Source organism: Aquimonas sp. (assembly GCF_044377145.1).
Classification (GTDB): Bacteria; Pseudomonadota; Gammaproteobacteria; order Xanthomonadales; family Xanthomonadaceae; genus Aquimonas.
On the sequence record NZ_JBILJQ010000019.1, the window covers coordinates 1 to 16602 of the forward strand.

The window sequence follows — 16602 nt, forward strand, 5'->3', positions numbered from 1 at the left end:
AGCCTCGAAAGAGCCGCGGGCGAGTCGATGGGTCACAACAGAGGCGCGGTTTCGGGTTCGCGCTTCAAAAAAGGCGACTCGTGGGACTCCCAGGGATCAAGTGATCGCGTTGTTCAGAGCTTCCCTAACGGCTGCACGCCGGGCGACTGCTCGCTGCGCGAGGCCGTTTCCCTCGCGAACAGCCTCGCCGGCCCGGATCGGATTCTGCTGCCGGCCACCCCAGGCCTGCCCCTGCAGCTGTCGATTCCGGGCGGCGGGGACAACGTCAACGCCACCGGCGATCTCGATGTGCTGGACGACCTGGAAATCGTCGGCACCGGCGCTGCCACCACGACCATCGCACAGACGGCGCCAGACCGTGTCCTGCATACGATCATGGACGATGACAAGCGCCTGGTGCTGCGTGGCCTCACCCTCCAGGGCGGCAGCGCGTCGGAGGGCGGCGGCCTGTACTCGACGTCGCTGGTCACCATTGAAGACGCGGCCTTCGTTGGCAACGACGCCACCTTCGAAGGTGGCGCGATCAACTTCTTCGGCCCCGGTGCGCCGTCGATCACCGAGTATCGGCTGGTTCTGCGTCGGGTGCGTTTCGCAGGCAACACGGCGATGGAGCTCGACGGTGCCCGCGGTGGCGCACTGGATGCGTGGAGCTTCTTCCAGAACCGACCCTTCGTGCTGATCGAGGACTGCGACTTCATCGACAACGAGGCCAAGGATGGCGGCGGCGCCATCCATTTCACCGGGTTCCCCAACAATTTCGGCGGCGAAGTGGCGATACGCCGCAGTCGCTTCACTGGCAACCGCAGCGGCGGTGAGGGCGGTGGCGCGATCCTTGCGAGCGCGTCATCGATGCGAGTGCAGATCGAAGACAGTGACTTCGACGCCAACGTCGCGACCGGCAACGTCACGGACGCGGCCGGTGCGGTCAACTTCGACAGCGTCGGTTCGGCCGAGGTGCTGCGTTCGACGTTTTCGTCCAACACCGGTGTGCGCGGCGGCGGCCTGCGCAGCACGGCAGATACCCGGATCGTCGACAGCCTGTGGGTCGACAATGTCGCCTCGAATGGCGGCGGCGCGCTGTGGGGCGTGCGGGACATGCAGGTCGAGCGCTCCACCTTCGAATCCAATCGCGTGACCAGCACCGATAGCGCTGATCCAGGCGGCGGCGCGATCGGCTTTCAGGGCTTCCAGAGCGGCACCCTCGCCATCCAGAGGTCGACGTTCTCGGGCAACGACGCCTTCCGCGGCGGTGCGATCTCGCTGGTATCGGGTGCCCTGCAGCTCTATGGCAGCACCCTGGTCGCGAGTCAGTTCGGCATGGTCGGACAGTCCGCCACGGCGCTGCGAATCCTCGACGAGACGTCCGCCAATTCGCTGGCGATCGCGAACACTCTCCTTCGCGGCTCCTGCTCGTTCCCGAGCGCGGCCAGGCAGCTGGCGGTCGCCTACAACAATATTGAGGCCACAGGCGCCACCTGCCGCTTGACCACCGCGATCATCAATGCGCAGAACCAGGTCAACGCCAGTACCTCCGCGCTTGCGCTCGGGCCGCTGGCCAACAACGGTGGCCCCACGCCGACGCGACTGCCCGGCGCCTTGAGCATCGCGATAAATGCGGGCCGCGAGTCCTTCTGCACGGCGACCGACCAGCGCCACTTCGTGCGCGCCGATGCAAGCTGCGACATCGGCGCAGTCGAGTTCGGTGCGACGCCGCCCACCGGCGCTATTTTCGCCAACGGCTTCGAGTAGAACGACGACACGGGACCGACGACACGGTGGCCAGATCCGGTCGGCCTTTGACCGCGAGCACGCCCCCCACGGACGGGCACGAGCGGCGCGCGGGTTTGGGCATTCGAACTGGGCGCGGCAGCGGTCGCTGTGCACGTCGCATGGTGATTGGCCGTGTCGGCGCAGGTCGGCGCTGGCTTGCGAGCCGCGTACTTCGGTGCAGGGCTGCAGCGAGGCGCGCTGACGCTCGCCATCGCTGCTGGCGCGCTGGAGATGAAGCGTTCAAGCGCCCGGCGTACACGTTCCCCGGGGCTGCGGCCTTGAGTCGCAGGGCCGCCCCGCGGAGCAGCTGGAAGGGGCACAGGAAAGGCACCTTTCTTCACTATTTCACGCCCTGGAACGTTCCCGAGAGTGGCTGTCCTTTCCGCGCACGGGGTGCCAAGATCATCGCCGCGCAAACTGCGGCTGCTTCCATGCGCATCCCGTCGAATTGACTTGCCCTCAAGACTAAGGAAAGCGAATGTCCATCACCGCCCGCCTGTTTCCCCGCCTGCACCCCTCGCTGCCACAGAACGATTCCCCCGCAGGCCGCCGCCAGCGCGAGAAGCAGCTGCAGCAGAGTTGTCAGACCTACCTTTGGACCGACACGCTGCCGAACGTGGTCGGTGTGCCGATGGCGGCAGAGGTGCCGTCGGCGGATGAGCCCAGCCAGCCGTGGCTGTTGCTGGTGGCAGAGACCGGGTTGAAGCTGGCAGAGAACTTTCTGGTGGTGAAGCTGGAGGGCGACAGGCGCAAAGGCCTGATCGACGATGCGTCGGCCGTGCGCAAGCTCGCCGAAGTGCGCGCGCGGCTGGCGAGCACGCTGACATGGAAGGCGGCCCATCCGGACGCGGCGCAGACGGATCTCATCCATGAGCTGGCGTCCGCCGCGAAGCACGTGGCGCTGCAGCACGGTGACTCGTTCGAGGAGCTGCTGGCCGATTTCAGGGAGTTGGTGGCGGAGTTCGAGCAGGGCACCACGCAGGGCAACACGCTGGCCGACTACGAGGCCCTGTTCAAGACCTTGCCGCTGCCGGCGATCGCCGGGGATTTCATGGACGACGCGAGCTTTGCGCGCTATCGCATCGCCGGGCCGAACCCGATGCTGATCCGTGGCGTTGATGCGCTGCCGCCGACATTGCCGCTGAGCGATGCGCAGTACCGCGCGGTGATGGGGGCCGACGACAGCTTGTCCGCCGCGCTGGCCGAACATCGCGTGTATCTGCTGGACTACCGCGAGCTCGATTTCCTTGCCGCCGTGCCGGGCGAAACCGCTGGCGCGACCAAACGCGTGTTCGCGCCGATCGCGCTGTTCGCGATCGCGAAGGGCGGGACGCGCCTCGTGCCGGTGGCGATCCAGTGCGGTCAGGACCCGACGAAGCACCCGCTGTTCTTCCCGGCGGCGCAGGGCAGCGCGCTCGGCTGGGGCTGGCAGATGGCCAAGACCGTGGTGCAGGTGGCGGAGTGCAACTACCACGAGTTGTTCGTGCATCTGGCGCGCACGCATCTGGTGCTGGAGGCCTTCGCGGTGGCGACCCATCGTTGCCTGGCCGAAACGCACCCGATCAACATCCTGCTGGTGCCGCACTGCATCGGTACGCTGTTCATCAACAACGCCGCGGCGAAGTCGCTGATCTCGCCCGGCAGCCCGATCGACGACTTCTTCGGCGCGCCGATCGCGCGTTCGCAGCAGGCCGCGGGCAGTGACCGGCTGGGTTTCGACTTCTACGCGAACATGCTGCCGGCCGACCTCGCGGCCCGCGGCGTCGACGACCCGGCGCGGCTGCCGGAGTACCCGTATCGCGACGATGCGCTGCTGGTCTGGGCAGCGATCAAGGGCTGGATTCAGGACTACGTCGGCGTGTACTACGCCGACGACGCGGCCGTGACCGGCGATGGCGAACTCGCCGACTGGGCGGCATCGCTGATCGCCGACGGCAAGATCAAGGGGTTCACGCCGATCGGCATGCGTGCGCAACTGGTCGAGGTGCTGACCATGGTGGTGTTCATCGCCACGGCACAGCATTCGGCGGTGAACTTCCCGCAGAAGCCGCTCATGACCTATGCCCCTGCGATCACCGGCGCCGGCTGGCAGGACGCGCCGGCAGCACAGGACGGGCACGACGAGCAGCAGTGGCTGGCGATGTTCCCGCCGACGAACCTCGCGCTGGAGCAACTGAACGTGCTGTACCTGCTGGGCTCCGTGCACTTCCGCGCGCTGGGCGATTACCGCAGCAACCACTTCCCCTATCTGCCCTGGTTCGAGGACCACGCCATCGTCAAGAGCGGCGGGCCGCTGCAGCGGTTCCAGCAGTCGCTGCGCGAGGTTCAGGCAAGCATCGAAGCGCGCAACACCGAGCGCACGCCGTATCCGTTCCTGCTGCCGAGCGGCATCCCGAACAGCATCAATATCTGAGCAGGAAAGGGCTCAGCCGCATCGATCCCTTGACCTCGGGCGCCCACTGAGACGGACGCTTGTGGCGCGCTGGGTGAGCGCTTCGATCCGGGCGCGTAAGCGGTCACTTCCGCAGACGCGTTGTTGCTGGGTGTGCAGCCGCAGGTCGGCGGTGTCTAGCGGCTCAAGCGCTTTGTCGATGAACTTTCGATACGCGACTCGGCGCTCGCCAGCGCTGCTGCCGAGGCGCAGGTACGCCGTGTGCGGGGTGACGCGAGGGGCGTGGCTGCCGTGGGCAGCGCGGGCGTGTCGCCCAGCTGGGTGCGAATCCTGGCCCTGAGCGGCTTGCTGCCCTGCCGTTGCTGCACGACTCCGATGCTTCGCAGTGGCGCGGTTGGCTCGACGACGGCGGCGTTTCCTTCCGCCCAGAATCGTCCGATCGGAGATTCGAGGACTATGAGCTCGTGCTTGTCGCAGCCTGCGCAGGGCTTGGCGTGGCCTTGCTGCGTTCGCCGTTTGCCGATGCGTGGCTGAGCGACGGGAGACTGGCCCGGGTCCATGCGCGCGCCATGCCGAATGAGACGGCGCACTACCTGGTCAGCTCGCGGGAAAGTCCTCCGCCGCCCGCGACTTCGTCATTGAAGGTCTGATCGCCGCGGCGCAAGAGACTGGCTGATCCCGAGCGAGCGACACGGGTGTCTGCTCCGGTCAACAGAACTGTTTCCGTGAGCCGGGAGCTTGAGCGCCACAGGAACGCGCACCGGCTGCAGCTGCTCGGCCAGCCAGACTTCGCCCATGCCGCCAGCACCCAGCGCCCGCGTCAGCGCATAGGCACCGATGCGCAGTCCAGGCTGTGCGCCCGTACCCGGCCCCACGGGCGAGACCGTCGTCAGGGCAAGGGTGGGCGTGTCTTCGTGATCGATGGCTGGACCCGGCATTCGGCTGACCTCCGGCGCGGGAAACATGCGCTGCATCACGCTTACGCCAAAGAGGCTGTACCGAGCACGGGAGCGTCGCCCAGGGGCGGTGCTACCGTTCGGTTCCTGTACCGCTTTCTGGCCCTTCGACCGTGCGCAGTCCCATACCTCTAGTGTTGCTCAGCCTCGCCCTGAGCCTCGGTCCCTGCGCTCGGCAGGCCTCCGCCTTCGAGCTCAGCGGCGTCAACCTTGCGGGCGCCGAATTCGACAGCGGCACCTTCTGGCCGACACCGGCGGAGATGAGCTACTTCCGCGGCAAGGGCATGAACCACATCCGCCTGCCCTTCAAATGGGAGCGTCTGCAGCCGAGCCTGGGCCAGGCCTTCAACGCCGGTTACCTCGCCAGTCTGCGCAGCGTGGTGGCCTCGGCCAATGCGGCGGGCCTGAAGGTGGTGCTTGACCCGCACAACTACGCGCGTTTCAACGGCGCGGTGGTGGGCTCGCCGAATCTGTCCAACGCCCAGTTCGCCGATTTGTGGACGCGGCTGGCCGGCGAGTTCCGCGACAACCCGCAGGTGATCTTCGGCCTGATGAACGAGCCGCACTCGATGTCGACCGAGGCCTGGCTGTCAGCCGCGAACGCCGCCATCGCCGCGATCCGCGCGACCGGTGCACAGCAGCTGATCCTGGTGCCCGGCAACGCCTGGACCGGCGCCCACAGCTGGGCTCAGAACTGGTACGGCACACCGAATGCGCAGGTCATGGGCGGCATCGTCGACAGCGGCGCGAACGTCGCCTACGAGCTGCACCAGTATTTCGACGGCGACTTTTCGGGCCAGTCGGCGCAGTGCAGCGCCGGCCACGGCGCAGCCCAGCTCGAAACCGTCACCGCCTGGCTGCGTGCGCGCGGCATGCGCGGCTATCTGGGCGAATTCGCCGGCGGCAACAGTGCGGCCTGCCGGACTTCGGTGACCAGCGCGCTGGACTACCTGCAGGCCAATCAGGACGTCTGGCTGGGTTGGGCCTGGTGGGCCGCCGGCCCGCAGTGGGGCGAATACATCTTCACCCTGGAGCCCACCGGCAACCCGCCGCAGGACCGCCCGCAGATGGCCTGGCTGCTGCCCTATCTCACCGCGGCGCCAGCGCCGGCCGCGGTGTTCGCGAACGGATTCGAGGGCTGAAGGCCACCCGTCTCAGGACGACTCGAAGCCATTGCTGAAGATCTCGGCGGGATCGCTGACGCAGTTGCCCAGCTCGGAGGTATCGAGGGTGACGAGGTCGGTGGCCGTGGCGCTGACAAGGCCCGGCAGGCGGATGGGCAACTGCAGCTCACCGCTGGCGCGGCCGTCGGCGCCGGTTTGCACGTTCTGCACCAGCGCGCGCAGACCCTGGCCGCTACCGCCCGGCGCGCAGGCCGCCGCATAGCCGTAGAGCTCGATGCGATAGCTGCGGTTCGGCGCGGAGTCGAGCTGATAGCTCACGCGCGTCGAGCTGGCGTCGCGGATCAGCGCGCCGAGCTGCGGGAAGTTCTGCAGGCGATTGGGGCCGGTATCGACATCGCCGGCATCATTCGCCGTGGCGCCGTCGCCGCCGAGGTCGATCGCGGGGCCTTCGTTGAACATCAGGCCATTGCCCCACAGCGCATTGCCGTCGCCGCCGCTGACCACGATGCCGGCGCCATCGTTGTCGCGGATCTGGTTGGCTTCGCCTGTGCTCTCGCCACCGATCTGGTTGAACGACGCGCCATCGCTGATGCGCACGCCCTCGACCACGCCGTTGCGCACGGTGTTGCCCAGCACCTCGTTGTCGCGGGTGAGCGTGCCGAGGTTGCGGATCCACACGCCGGGGCCGAGGCTCCAGGCGATCAGGTTGGCGCGGATCTCGTTGAACTGCGCGCCCTCCTGGATCAGCACGCCCGGCCCCTGCACGCCGGCCGGCGCGCCCCCCAGCAGCTCGCCGATCCAGTTGTTCTCGACCCGGTTGGCATTCGTTCCCATGTTGAACAGGCCAATGCCGTAGAAACTGCCGGCGGTGATGTAGTTGCGGTCGGCGACGTCGCTACCGCCGATCACGTTGCCGGCCGAGCCCGCATAGACGCGGATGCCGCGCGGGTTCGGAAACACGTCGCCGGCAGCGACCGCGCCAACGAAGTTCGCGGCGAGCGTGTTCGCATCGGCGTTGTTGAGGTCAACGCCAGCGACGCCGTTGGCCAGCAGCAGGTTGCCGCGCAGCAGGTTCTGGCTGCTGCCGCCGCCGATGAAGACGCCCGAGCCCTGATTGCCGAACGCCCGCACGCCGCTGCCGCCGATGTAGTTGCCGCGCACCTGCGTGCGCAGGGTGGCGGCGCCCTCGATGTACACACCACTGCCGCCGCTGCCGCCGATCCAATTGGCCGCCGTGGCGCCGATCACGGTGTCGGTGGGGCCGCTGAGCAGGGCGATGCCCGAAGCCGCATTGCCCAGCACGCCATCGCGATCGGCGTTCAGACCGATGCCGTTGCCCTGGATCTGTGCGCCCGCCACCGCGCCCTCCAGCTTGATGCCGTCGTTGCCGTTGGCGGAGATCAGATTGCGCTCGATCACGATGCCGTCGGCGTCCTGCACGTAGAGGCCGTTGCGGCTGTTGCCGAGTGCTCCCAATCCGACGATCTCGGTGCCGAGGTAGTTGTTGCGGATGCGCACGCCGTCGCTGGCCTCACCCAGCACCTCGATGCCGTCGCGCGCATTGCCGCTGATCCAGTTGCGGCGGGTGCTGTCGGCGGGGCTGCCGTCGCCCTCGCCGATCACGCTGTCGCGCGCACCGCCGCGGATCAGCACGCCGCTGCCGGCGTTCGGTCGGCTCAGGCTGCCGCCGTCGACCGCGAAGCCGATGCGGTTGTGTTCCAGCTGCGTCGCCGCGGTGAGTGCGCCTTCGATCAGTACGCCAGGACCCTCGTTGCTGCCGATCGTATTGCCCAGCACCGCACCGCCGACGCTGGTGCTTTCGCTGCCGTCCAGCACGGCGAGGCCGCCGCGGCGGTTGCCGGCGGCGGTCGTGCCGAGCAGGCCGATGCTGTTCTGCTGCACGCGGTTGAAGCGGCTGATCGGCCCCTCGATGCGGACACCCCAGCCGGCATCCGCGGCGAGCGCGGTCGGATAGCCCGAGCGCACGAGCGTGTTGCCGCGGATCAGCACGTTGCCGACACCGTTCTGCAGGCGGATGCCATCGCCGCCGTTGCCGAGTGTCGTGCTGCCGGAGGCGCCGATGGCGTTGTCGAGGATCTGGTGATCGAAGCTGTCCGGCCCGATCAGCTGGATGCCGTGTCCGCGGTTGCCGAGGATGCGGTTGGCCAGGGCGCCGCTGCCGCCGATCAGCGCCGCGTCGGCACCGCCCAGGATCAGCACGCCGTGGCCGTTGCCGTTGGCACCACTGGTGACGCCGATCAGGTTGCCGGCGATGCGGTTGTCGTCGGCGTTCTCGCCTTCGATGAACACCCCGGCCAGGCCAGCCGAGCTCTGGATCTCGTTGCCGAGGCCCGCATCGCCGATGGAGTTGCCGCGCGAATGGAACACCGCGATGCCCGAAGAGCCGCTGCCGCTGATGAAGTTGGCGAAGAACTTGTTGTTGTGGCTGAAGCCGCTTTCGGTGGCGACCGCTTCCAGCAGCACGCCATCGCCGCCGTTGCCGACGATGAAATTGCCGCGCCCGGGGTCGGCGCTGCCGACGGTGACGTCGCGCGGTGAGAACGGTGCAGGCCCGCCCTGTTTGGGCAGCAGACGGATGCCGGCGCCGGCGTTGTTGCGGACGAAGCTCGCCTCGATGCGGCTGCCGTTGCCGGTAACGGCGATGCCGGCAGTGGGGCTGGCATAGACCTCGACCTGTTCGATGAGCGCATTGGTGCCGGCGATCTGCAGCAGGGCCTGGAAGCTGCCGGGCAGCTGGCTGCCGTCGATCTGCAGGCGCTGGCCGTCGGGGCGCTGGCCGAGCAGGCGGTCATCGCTGCGCAGAAAGATCGGCGCCGTGGGCTGTGCGGGGCCGATGTTGGCGTCGATGCGCAGGGTGTCGGCGTGGTCCAGCCCGACACCGTAGGACGGCAGGCTGGCCAATACCCAAAGGCAGGTGGCGCTGCTGGTCACGCAGCTCGGCGGCTGGACGCAGTGCTCGCTGTTGGCCGGGTTCGCCAGCTGCCAATTGCCGCCGCTGCTGCGGTTCTTCTCACCGGCCCGCCAGCAGCGCTTCTCGAACTCATTCAGCGGCCACTGCGCCAGCAGCAGGGCCTCGCGCAGACTGAGGTTGTCGTCCTGCGCGAGATCCCAGCCCGCCGAGTTCACCCGCAGCTCGCCGGCCTGCGCCGCCGACACCGCCCATAAGCAGGCGGCAAGTGCCATGCCACTTTGCCACCCCGTCCACGCCGCCATCGTCCGCTCCGCATCGCCGAGGCATCAGCGCCCCTGACTGCACCCACGGAATGCGCCGACGAATCCCGCCAGGTGTTTCGAGTGCGTCATCGGTTTTCGAGCGCTTCGCGCAGGGCGTCCAGCTCGCGCCTCAGGTTCGCATTGGCGTGGCCGCTGCGCGCGGCGCGGGCTTCGGCTTCGGTCAATGCAGCGCGGGCTTCGTCGTGGCGGCCGAGCTGAACCAGCAGGCGTGCAGGTTTGATCGCGCGGCTGCCGTCGTCGGGCGGCAGCGCAGTGGTGCGTTCGCGCTCGACTCGGCCCATGCGCGCGTAGGCGGCCAAAGCGTCATCGCTGCGGCCCAGCGCGGCATAGGCATCGCCAAGTGCGCCCAGGGTGTTGGGGCTGCCGAGGTCGTCTTCGGGCGCAGCGGCGGCGTAGAACGCGACAGCCGGTTCCAGCGCTTCGACAGCTTCGGCAGCGCGCTGCGCGGCGAGCAGGCCGGCGCCCTTCCAGGTCAACAGCAGGGCCACGCGTGGATGCGCCTCACCCCACAGCGTGCGCGCGGTGATGAGCAGATCGTCGAGGACTGCGATCTGTTCGGCGTAGCGGCCGTGGTTGTAGAGCGCGCTGGCGTAGCCGTTGCCAGCTTGCACGCTGCGCGGATGCGCCTCGCCCAGGGCCGCCTTGAGCGTGCGCCAGGCGCGCGCGCTGGCGACCAGCCCGCCGTCGATGTCGCCTTGAGCATTGAGACTCATCGCCAGCAGTACGCGGCCCATGCCCGATTCGACGCTGTGCTCGCCCAGTCGTGCATCGGATTCGGCCAGGTGCGCGTGCAGCGCCCCTGCTGCATCGGCATAGCGACCGATACCGAACAGCAGGCTGGCGCGAAACCGCTGCAGACGCAGCCGTCGCGCTGCTTCGCCCGGCAGCGTGGACAGCCGCGCGATCGCGCCATCGAACAGCGGCAGGGCGCGGGCCGAATCGCTGTAGTCCAAGCTGTAGGCGAGCTCACCTTCGGCGTCGGACAGTGCCGCCGGGTCGTCGTTGGCCGCGCGCAGCAGCGGCACTGCGGCTTCGAGCAGGTTACGGGCCTGGCCGAATTCGCTGCGCTCGATGCGGATCGCGCCGAGCCGGGCCAGCAGGGCGCCGCGCAGGGCGGGCGACATCGAGTCGTCGTCGCGCAGGCGCTCGGCGCCGATGTTCAGCGCATCCTCGACCGTCGGAATCCGGCCGCGATGTTCGCCCGGCTCCGCCTTGCCCAGCAGCTCGCCGAGAAAGTCGAGCGCGGAGGCGCTGCGCTCGGATTCCCGGCGTGCGAGCGCCGCCTCGCGTTCCGCGCGTGCCGCTGCATCGAGCGCGGCGCCGCGCTGCTGCAGCAGGCCAGCACCGAGTGCGATCAAGGCCGCGCAGGCCACAGTTCCGAGGCCGCTGGCCAACGGGTGCCGGCGCACCAGCTTGCGCAGGCGGTAGCCCACGCCGCCGCCCCACGCGGCCAGCGGTCGATGCTCGAGCCAGGCGCTGAGGTCATCGGCGAACGCATCCACGCTGGGGTAGCGGTGCTCTGGACGCGGCGCGCAGGCACGCGCCGCAATCGCGCGGAGTTCGGCATCCGCCATCATCGGCAGCCGGGCATCGATGCGCGGGTCTTGCGCTGACGCGAAGCCGTCGGAGGCGTTCTCAACCCGTCGTGTCCGGTCCGCTCGCGAGTCAGGCACGGCAGGCGATTCCGTGCGCGCGAGGGACACAAGGATCAGGCCGAGCTGGTAGAGGTCGCTGGCGGTCGAGAGGTGTTCGCCGCGGCGTTGCTCGGGGCTGGCCCACGCCGGCGTGAAGCCCGATGGCGGCGACTGCGGCGTGTTCTGCAGCAGGCGGGCGATGCCGAAGTCGAGCAGCTTCAGCTGCCCCGCGCGATCGATCATCACATTGGATGGCTTCAGGTCTCCGTGCACCACCAGCTGGCGGTGGGCGAAGGCCAGCGCGGCGCACAGCGGCAGCAGCAGACGCACGCGCGCGCGCAGATCGAGGCCGAGCTCAAGCACATGCGCATCGAGGCGAAGGCCGTCGACAAACTCCATCGCAAACCAGGCGAGCCCCTGCTCACTGCAGCCGCCGTCGATCAGCCGGGCGATGTGCGGATGATCCAGCCCGGCCAGCAGGCTGCGCTCCCGCGACAGCAGGGCGCCGGCATCGGTCAGCGCGAGTGCACTGATCCATTTGAGCGCGACCCGCTGTTCGAACGCACCGTCCGCGCGCCGCGCCAGCCAGACCACGCCCATGCCGCCACGACCGAGTTCGCGTTCGAGGGCGAAGGGACCGAGTCGGTCGCCGGGCTGCGGGTCCAGGGCTGGACCGAGGCTCGCCAGCAGGCGATGGCCCAATGCGCCGGAGAGCGCGCCGCCCGGCACCAGAAAGCTGTCATTGGTGATGGGTTCGTCGGCGCCCGTCATGTTCAGGCCAGTTGCTCGCGCAGCCAGGCGCGCGCCTGCTGCCAGTCGCGCTGCACGCTGCGCTCGCCGATGCCCAGGGCTTCAGCTGTCTCGGGTTCGGTCAGGCCCGCGAAGTAGCGGCACTCCACCACCTGCGCCTGCCGCGGCTCGCGCTCCGCCAAGCGGCGCAAGGCCTCATCAATGGCCAGCAGGTGTTCGGCCTCGCGCGCTTCGGCGATGTCGATGCCGTCCAGCGGCTGGCCGCGCTCGCCGCTGCCGCGCTTCTCGCTGAGCCGTTCGCGCGCGAAGTCGACCACCACCTGGCGCATCACCCGCGCCGCGAGTGCGAAAAAATGACCGCGGTCGCGCACTTCGCCCGCGTGCCCATGCAGGCGCAGAAAGGCCTCGTGCACCAGCCCGGTGGTGTCGAGCGTGCGCTGCGGCTCGCCCGCCAACTGCCGATGCGCCAGCCGCCGCAGCTCCGCATACACACCGGCAAACGCCTGCCTCAATGCCTCGCCGTCACCGGCGCGGGCGCGGGCCAGCCACTGCGTGAGCGCGGAATCAGGGGGCACGGACATGCGCTGATTCTGCCTCGGCGCGTGCGTGCCTGCAGGGCGAGTTCGACCGCGCCTGACGAGCGAAGTCGGCACCGCAGTGCAAACCGATGCGCCCAAGCCGCGGGATGCGAAGGCGAGTGAGGCGCCTACGGAAGAGCGTTGGGCCGGAACACAAGGCGTTGATGTGGTGATTGCGGCGGAGTTCCCTCTGGCGACGCAGCGCCTTGAGGGAGATCGATGCTGCCGTGGCGGCGTGTCGCTGGGCTTGCTGCCCTTGCTGGAGCACGTATGCGATCCGTACGCGCAGGCGATCATCACACTGGGGCGCGAGGCAACTCTGGCCGCGTCAGGCATCAGTCTTCCCGAACGCAGCGTCGACGGTGGCTGTTCGGGCTCCCGTCGGCTGAGTTCCGGTGCTCAGTCGCGCAGCTGCGCCAGTACGCTGCAGGCCTCGCCGTACCACTTGGCCGCCCGGTCCACATGGTTGCCGTGGCTGCGCAGGTGCCAGCGGTTGCGGTACTTCGTCGATTTCGATGCGTCGTACACGTCGCCGCTGTTGTAGGCGGCAGCGACCAGGATCGGGTTCAGGCCGGTCTTCGCGAGGCGGCTCGCGATCTCTGCGCAGCCGATAGGGATGTTGATCGCTGGCGTGCAGCCGTCGATGGCTTCGGCGACACGGCGGGCCGCGGACCTTGCTGCGGTTGCCCAGCGTTGCTGGTGCGTCCAGAGCGTCACGTGTCCCACTCGCTTGTGCATCCGCTACAGCCGCGGAGCCCACATGAACAGCCACGCGGCGAGCCCCCCGGCGGCGGTGAGCACGGCCGCCAGGCCCAGCGCTGCCGCGACCGTGTAGCGAAGCCACGCGTGCTGTCCGCGCTGAGCTGCGAAGTAGAACTCCAGCAGCGTCAAGGGCAGCAGCCAGCTCAGCAGGCTGACTGCGAGGAAGACGGGGCCGTCGACATCAAGCTGGCGCCCCATCGCCGCCAGCAGCATGCCCGTCAGCACCATGCCAAGGCGAAGGAACCACACACCATTGACCAGCAGAAAGGCGCGCAGCGCATGGCGGCGGTGGGCGGCGAAGTCGCGCCTGCGCGCTGCGCGCCAGGTGAGGGTGAGGGCGATCAGGATCAGGACGCCGTTGGCGCTGGTCGACAGCGCGCTGCCGAGGTTGAGCTGCGAGCCGCGGATCCAGGTCAAGTAGAAGCCGCTCAGGGTGACGATCAATGCGCTCAGCAGGAACACGCGACCGTTCCAGCGGTGCAGCGCCGGCCAGCGCTGGCGGATCGGCGGCAGCAGCTGCAGCAGGCCAGACACGGTCATCAGCGCGCCCAACAGCAGGTGGGCGATCAACTGGGCGTTGCCCAGCGTGTCGCCGGGCTGATAGCCGGTCAGATGCGGCTTGTCGTTCAAGCCCGGCAGGTCGCCGGCGGCAAGGCGTGGCAGCACGAAGCCGAAGATGAAGGCGGCGAACGCGGCCTGGCCGGCGGCAGCGCCGAGGAACCACAGTGCGGCGGCGCGCGACAGCGGGCGATGGCCTGTCGTCGGGGTAGGGGGCATGCGGGTCTCCGTAGTGTCCTGGTGCAGCCGACACTGGCCGATCGGCATGGGCGCGTCCTGCCGTTTCGCGAATCGGCCAGTCGAATGCGGATCCGGCGATTGCCGGTGGGATCGCCATTCAGTTGCCGCGGCTTGCAAAGCGCGCGGGCGCTGCTCAGGCTTTCGCGATCGGACGGCGGAGCGCGCACATGGAACTTGTCGAACAGGCCTTGACCGGCGTGGTGGTCTCCCTGGCCCTGGCCTCGGTGCTGGTGTTGCTGAGGCGCCCGCGCTCGACGTCCGCCGAGCTGCTGTTCGCGGTGTTTTGCGGGTCTCTGGCGTTCAGCCTGCTGGCGCCGGCCTGGCACTCCGCACCCGCTTGGGCGCAGCTGGCACTGGCTGTCGGCGGCTGCGCCACCTGCAATGCCTACTGGCTGGTGTCGCGCGCACTGTTCCGCGGCGACGGTGGCGTTGGGCCGGCGGAAATCGCAGCGGCAGCGGGGGTGGCCGTGTTGATCGTGGCCTATCGCGCGCTGAAGGCGGCGGGTGTGGATGGTGTGGCCCTGAGTGGGCTCGGCCAGCTGCTGACGCTCGCCAGCTCCACGGTGCTGGTGCTCGCCTTTGCCGAGGCATGGCGTGCCTATAGCGAAGCGGATCGCCGCGAGCGCGCGCTGCGCCGTGGATTTATCGTCGTGTATGGCAGCTGCGTTCTACTCGGCACCGTGTTCGGCGCGATGGCTGAAGTCGACGCCAGCTGGACCGGGGCGCGTCGCCTGGTGGTGCTGTGCTGCGCGCTGTCTATCCTGGTGTTCACCCATGTGGCGCTGGAGCTGCGGCGTCGCACTGTCGGCTCAGGCTCGGTCGCTGCGCCGTCCGTGGTCGAGAGCACTAAGGTGGCCAGCGCTGAGTGCCAGGCGCTGGCGGTGGCCCTGGTGCGCGCGATCGAGGTCGACCGACTGTATCGGCAGCCCGAACTCAAGGTGATCGATCTTGCCGGGCACGTGGGCAGCAAGGAGCACCGCGTCAGTCGCGTGATCAACCAGGTGCTGGGCGCGCCGAACTTCAACCAGTGGGTCAACCGCTATCGCATCGAACACGCCTGCCGGCTGCTGCGGGAGCAACCGCGACGCAGCGTGCTCGATATCAGCATTGATGCAGGGTTCGGCTCGCTGGGACCTTTCAACCGCGCCTTCAAGGCGGCGACCGGCTGCACGCCGAGCGCATGGCGAGCGCAGGGTGGGCAGGCCTCGCAGAGCCCGCTAGCGGCGGGCGATGCCATGCCTTCCGAGTCCTGAACTGCGCAGACCTCGCGCCCAGCTTCTTGGCAATCGGCCTGCGCCGCAGCTCAATTGCTGCTCATCAGCAGCTGCCTGAAAGTATCGCCGCTGAACAGTGTGCTGGCAGCCGAATGATCGATTGCCGCGGTCTCCGCTGCACGCGACTTCAGCCCTCGCACGCTTCTCGCAGACGCCTATGCGCGCTCCACGATCCATTGCGCCAACCTGGAAACATCCACACCCACCCCACCGCAGACGACCACGAGTGGCGCTTGGAAAAAGTCGGCGGCGGGGTGGGTACTCAGTGCGACGTGGAGTGCTGCTCCGCACGCGGGCTCGACCAGTGAGCGGTCCGATTCCGCGAACGCCAGGCAGGCGCGAATCGCGTCTTCGTCGCTGACTACGACGGGGCGCACGTCGTTGGCGGTGGCGCGTTCGAACGCGCCTTCGCAGACCGCTCGCGCAGCGAGGCTGGTTGCAACGGTATCTACTGTGTCGAGTTCAACGACACGTCCTGCTGCGAGTGCGGCGGCAAGTGAAGCGGCCCCCGAGGTTTCAACAGCCAGCACGGGCACCTGGATGCCATTGCGTTGCAGACCGTCGATCACTCCGGCGAGAAGCCCGCCGCCGCCAACCGAACAGATGACCGAGTCGAACCTACATTGTTCCGTCGCTTCATCGATCAGGGATGCATGCCCATCCCAAAGATCGGGATGGTCGAACGGCGGTACATATGTGGCCGATTGAGACTCGGCCATTGCCAGGGCATGGTCCCGGGCTTCGGCGTACTGACGGCCGTGTTGAACGACGGCAGCCCCATGGGCTCGTATGCGATCAATCGCCGCTGGGCTGGTGGTCGATGGAACGACAACCGTGGTCGGTATGCCGAGGGCACGCCCAGCGTAGGCGGCCGCCACACCCGCATTTCCACCGGATGCGCAGACAAACCGACTCGCGCCAGCGGCAGCCGCGCGTTGGCACAGAAGGCCGACGCCGCGAATCTTGAACGAGCCCACAGGCTGAACGTATTCCAGCTTCAGGTGAATCACTCGGCGGTCGTTGTGCAGGTCTCGACTGACGACGGGCGTACGAAGATGAAGGGGCTTCATTGATTTGAGCCAATGTAAGGGAGCAACTGTCGTACCGGCGATGCGGCTGGCGGGCGAGATACTGACTCGTGCTTTCGGCAGCCTAGTTGCACCGGCCCAGGACGTACTAAGTGTGTAGAACACTGGGCAGAGTACCTATCCCGGCCGCGATCGCAGGATCCACTTCAGTTTTCCCGTCGCCGAGCCGCGCCTGCCACCAATGCTCGGGCCAGACCAGTCTGAGTGGTTGGGGCCTTCAG

The 16602-nt window shown here is 68.3% G+C and carries 11 protein-coding genes; 5 read left to right on the plus strand and 6 right to left on the minus strand.

Annotation, left to right across the window (positions count from 1 at the left end):
• The 4 genes from ACIQ7H_RS08055 to ACIQ7H_RS08070 all read left to right on the plus strand — a co-directional run.
• Window positions 1-1749 (plus strand): choice-of-anchor Q domain-containing protein (locus ACIQ7H_RS08055; protein ID WP_395790198.1); only part of this gene is annotated, 1749 nt, incomplete at its 5' end.
• A 499-nt stretch (window positions 1750-2248) separates the two neighbouring features.
• Window positions 2249-4183 (plus strand): lipoxygenase family protein, encoded by a 1935-nt coding sequence (locus ACIQ7H_RS08060; protein WP_395790200.1) that lies wholly within the window; start codon window positions 2249-2251, stop codon window positions 4181-4183.
• 296 nt (window positions 4184-4479) lie between these two features.
• Complete coding sequence (locus ACIQ7H_RS08065; protein WP_395790282.1) at window positions 4480-4812, plus strand: LysR substrate-binding domain-containing protein; 333 nt, start codon at window positions 4480-4482, stop codon at window positions 4810-4812.
• Window positions 4813-5231: 419 nt separating this feature from the next.
• Window positions 5232-6260, plus strand: a complete 1029-nt coding sequence (locus ACIQ7H_RS08070; protein WP_395790202.1) for a glycoside hydrolase family 5 protein — start codon at window positions 5232-5234, stop codon at window positions 6258-6260.
• Window positions 6261-6272: 12 nt separating this feature from the next.
• Here ACIQ7H_RS08070 and ACIQ7H_RS08075 read toward each other — a convergent pair whose 3' ends face one another.
• The 5 genes from ACIQ7H_RS08075 to ACIQ7H_RS08095 form a co-directional block, all read right to left on the minus strand.
• Entirely contained in the window at window positions 6273-9446 is a 3174-nt protein-coding gene (locus ACIQ7H_RS08075; protein WP_395790204.1) for a beta strand repeat-containing protein, read from the minus strand.
• A 116-nt stretch (window positions 9447-9562) separates the two neighbouring features.
• The gene (locus ACIQ7H_RS08080; protein ID WP_395790206.1) at window positions 9563-11902 is read right to left on the minus strand and encodes a protein kinase; all 2340 of its coding nucleotides are present in this window, start codon (window positions 11900-11902) and stop codon (window positions 9563-9565) included.
• Window positions 11903-11904: 2 nt separating this feature from the next.
• Window positions 11905-12462, minus strand: coding sequence for an ECF-type sigma factor (locus ACIQ7H_RS08085; RefSeq protein ID WP_395790208.1), 558 nt, complete (start codon window positions 12460-12462; stop codon window positions 11905-11907).
• Between the two features lie 396 nt (window positions 12463-12858).
• The gene (locus tag ACIQ7H_RS08090) at window positions 12859-13176 is read right to left on the minus strand and encodes a hypothetical protein (RefSeq protein WP_395790210.1); all 318 of its coding nucleotides are present in this window, start codon (window positions 13174-13176) and stop codon (window positions 12859-12861) included.
• A 24-nt stretch (window positions 13177-13200) separates the two neighbouring features.
• Window positions 13201-13998, minus strand: a complete 798-nt coding sequence (locus ACIQ7H_RS08095) for a DUF2306 domain-containing protein (RefSeq protein WP_395790212.1) — start codon at window positions 13996-13998, stop codon at window positions 13201-13203.
• A 188-nt stretch (window positions 13999-14186) separates the two neighbouring features.
• On the opposite strand from ACIQ7H_RS08095, the gene ACIQ7H_RS08100 reads away from it, so the two are divergent.
• The gene (locus ACIQ7H_RS08100; protein ID WP_395790214.1) at window positions 14187-15272 is read left to right on the plus strand and encodes a helix-turn-helix domain-containing protein; all 1086 of its coding nucleotides are present in this window, start codon (window positions 14187-14189) and stop codon (window positions 15270-15272) included.
• A gap of 176 nt (window positions 15273-15448) precedes the next feature.
• Here the strand turns inward: ACIQ7H_RS08100 and ACIQ7H_RS08105 are convergent, their stop codons facing one another.
• Window positions 15449-16363 carry a pyridoxal-phosphate dependent enzyme gene (locus ACIQ7H_RS08105; protein ID WP_395790216.1) on the minus strand — a complete coding sequence of 305 codons (915 nt, stop codon included), beginning with the start codon at window positions 16361-16363 and terminating at the stop codon, window positions 15449-15451.
• Between the last annotated feature and the right edge of the window lie 239 nt (window positions 16364-16602).